The sequence below is a fragment of the Novacetimonas pomaceti genome, assembly GCF_003207955.1.
Taxonomy (GTDB): Bacteria; Pseudomonadota; Alphaproteobacteria; order Acetobacterales; family Acetobacteraceae; genus Novacetimonas; species Novacetimonas pomaceti.
Window position 1 is genome coordinate 1 of the sequence record NZ_NOXG01000079.1, and the last position, 1,963, is coordinate 1,963.

Consider the following 1,963-nt stretch of genomic DNA (forward strand, 5'->3'; position numbering starts at 1 on the left):
GCCCCCGAAGGTGGAATACAGCCTGACCGCACGGGGACGGACCCTGGAGCCGGTCATCATGGCCCTCAAGAAATGGGGGGACGAGAATACCGGGTTCAGGCGGGATCCTGAATCCCCTGCGGACCTGGACGAGCATGCCCGCGATTGTCCGGTCTCCTGCGTTCAGGCTGGCGAATGAGCGGGCACTGTTGGTGATCCGGATCCACATTGCGGACATGCACCCGGACGCTCACCCCGAGCACGCACGGTTCCCGACATTTCCAGCTGCAGTCGCATGATGGACAGATATACGGGACATCATACCGAGACATAGAACTACAGAGGGTAGACTGCGTGGTGAGACTTCGACGTCATCGCGTGAAGCCTCCCGGCAGGTGCCGGCTGACGGCCCATGAGGCGCAGGTCTGGCGGTCCTTTCGCGCCGCCATCCAGGGCGAGAAAGGAGAGAGCGCCGTAGCCCACGTGCTCGACCGGAGCGGCCTGGCCGTGCTGCACGATGCCATACTGCCGACGGGCGACGGCAAGACCACCCAGATTGACCACCTGTTCCTCAGCCCGAGGGGCATCCATGTCGTGGAGACAAAGCGGTATGGCGGCGAACTGACCGGGCACCCGGAAGATGAACGGTGGCGCCAGCGTTTCGCGGGCGAGGCGCCAGACGCCCCGCCCCGGCTGATTTACAGCCCGGTGATGCAGAATGCCGCCCATTGCCGCGCCGTCTACGCGCTGGCCCGCCTCGTGGACCCGACCATTCAGGTCTTCAGCCATGTTGTGATGACGGGAACTGCGGTCCTGTCACCTGCGCTTGTGGCCTGCACCCTTTCCCTTTCCGAGTTGGAAACCCTGCTGCACGATCTTGAGCGCAACGTGCCGCGGGGCACACTGATTGACGCATGGCGGCGCATCTGGCTTGCCTGCCATGCTGGCGGGCATCAGTAAGCAGCCTCCCTGTCGAGAAAATCGAGCAGTTCCGCGATTTCCGCGGTTGAAAGCATGCGCCCGCGACAGGCCTCGCTATCGCGGGGAAAATCGAGCGGCTCACCACCATGGTCACGGTTGCCGGCACTGATCCAGAGTACCCGCTCCGGCTCCTCGGGGTCATAATCGAGGCGGGCCCCGAGGCCATCTCCAAGGTCAATGAAATCGGAGAACAGGTCGTCCTCACACCGCAACGGAAGCGTGCCGATTTCCACACCGACCCACCTGTCGGGAAATCTGGCCCGAAGAAGGTCGGCGAGCTGGCGCGTATGCAGCCTTAGATCCGTCGGATCCCGGACGGGCGGCGGTGGCTCCAGAGGCTGCAGGAAACCCGCCTCGTCATCATCCCAGTCATCGGGCTCAATCGGCGGCACTGGCTTTTTCGCCATAAAGCAGACGTCCTTCGACCAAAAGAAAAACAATTTAAGACCGAAGCGTCGGGCGGAACCAGCCTGTTTGGTGCAATGCCCCGGCCGCGCGAACGCATGTCGCCGCTGCCGGAGCATGCATTGTCCGCATTCACAAGCCAAGCGCATTCAGTTCCTGATCAACCTGCCTCCAACGACCGTCAGACTGGCGTGGTTCGTTCCTGCCGAGATTCCAGCTGCTGACCCGGTTCTCGAGTGGAATTTCGTCAATGAACCGGCTCGGACGGGAAGATCCGCCCTGGCGATAATCACAGAACGTGATCGTGGCCTGCTCCATCGCCCGGGTCAGCGCCACATAGGCAAGGCGACGCTCCTCTTCGGGATTGCACGACATCGCACCGGGGAAAATCGCCTCTTCCCACGCAGGAAGAAAGACGTCCCGGAATTCCAGTCCTTTCGACCGGTGCATGGTCATGAGCTGAACGCGATCACGACCTTTTTCTCCAGGTGCTCCGCCAGCCAGTGCCGCATGCTCCAGCAGGTGTTCCACGCGCCGGAAACCCTGGGCCAGTTCGATCAGTTCCGCGAGGTTTTCGCGCTGGGTTGCGGCTTCATCC

4 protein-coding genes are annotated in these 1,963 nt (G+C 62.4%); 2 read left to right on the forward strand and 2 right to left on the reverse strand.

The annotated features are described in order from the left end of the window. Nucleotides 1–10: 10 nt before the first annotated feature. Together CFR71_RS15595 and CFR71_RS15600 are read left to right on the forward strand one after the other, a co-directional pair. Complete coding sequence (locus CFR71_RS15595; RefSeq protein WP_456306465.1) at nt 11–178, forward strand: winged helix-turn-helix transcriptional regulator; 168 nt, start codon at nt 11–13, stop codon at nt 176–178. A gap of 155 nt (nt 179–333) precedes the next feature. After that, nucleotides 334–939: a nuclease-related domain-containing protein gene (locus CFR71_RS15600; RefSeq protein ID WP_239020459.1), complete on the forward strand. Its 606-nt coding sequence runs from the start codon at nt 334–336 to the stop codon at nt 937–939. Here the strand turns inward: CFR71_RS15600 and CFR71_RS15605 are convergent. Together CFR71_RS15605 and CFR71_RS15610 are read right to left on the reverse strand one after the other, a co-directional pair. Further along, entirely contained in the window at nt 933–1,367 is a 435-nt protein-coding gene (locus CFR71_RS15605; RefSeq protein ID WP_110532217.1) for a hypothetical protein, read from the reverse strand. The genes CFR71_RS15600 and CFR71_RS15605 overlap by 7 nt on opposite strands. A 130-nt stretch (nt 1,368–1,497) precedes the next feature. Further along, nucleotides 1,498–1,963 (reverse strand): 3'-5' exonuclease (locus tag CFR71_RS15610; protein ID WP_133251189.1); only part of this gene is annotated, 466 nt, incomplete at its 5' end.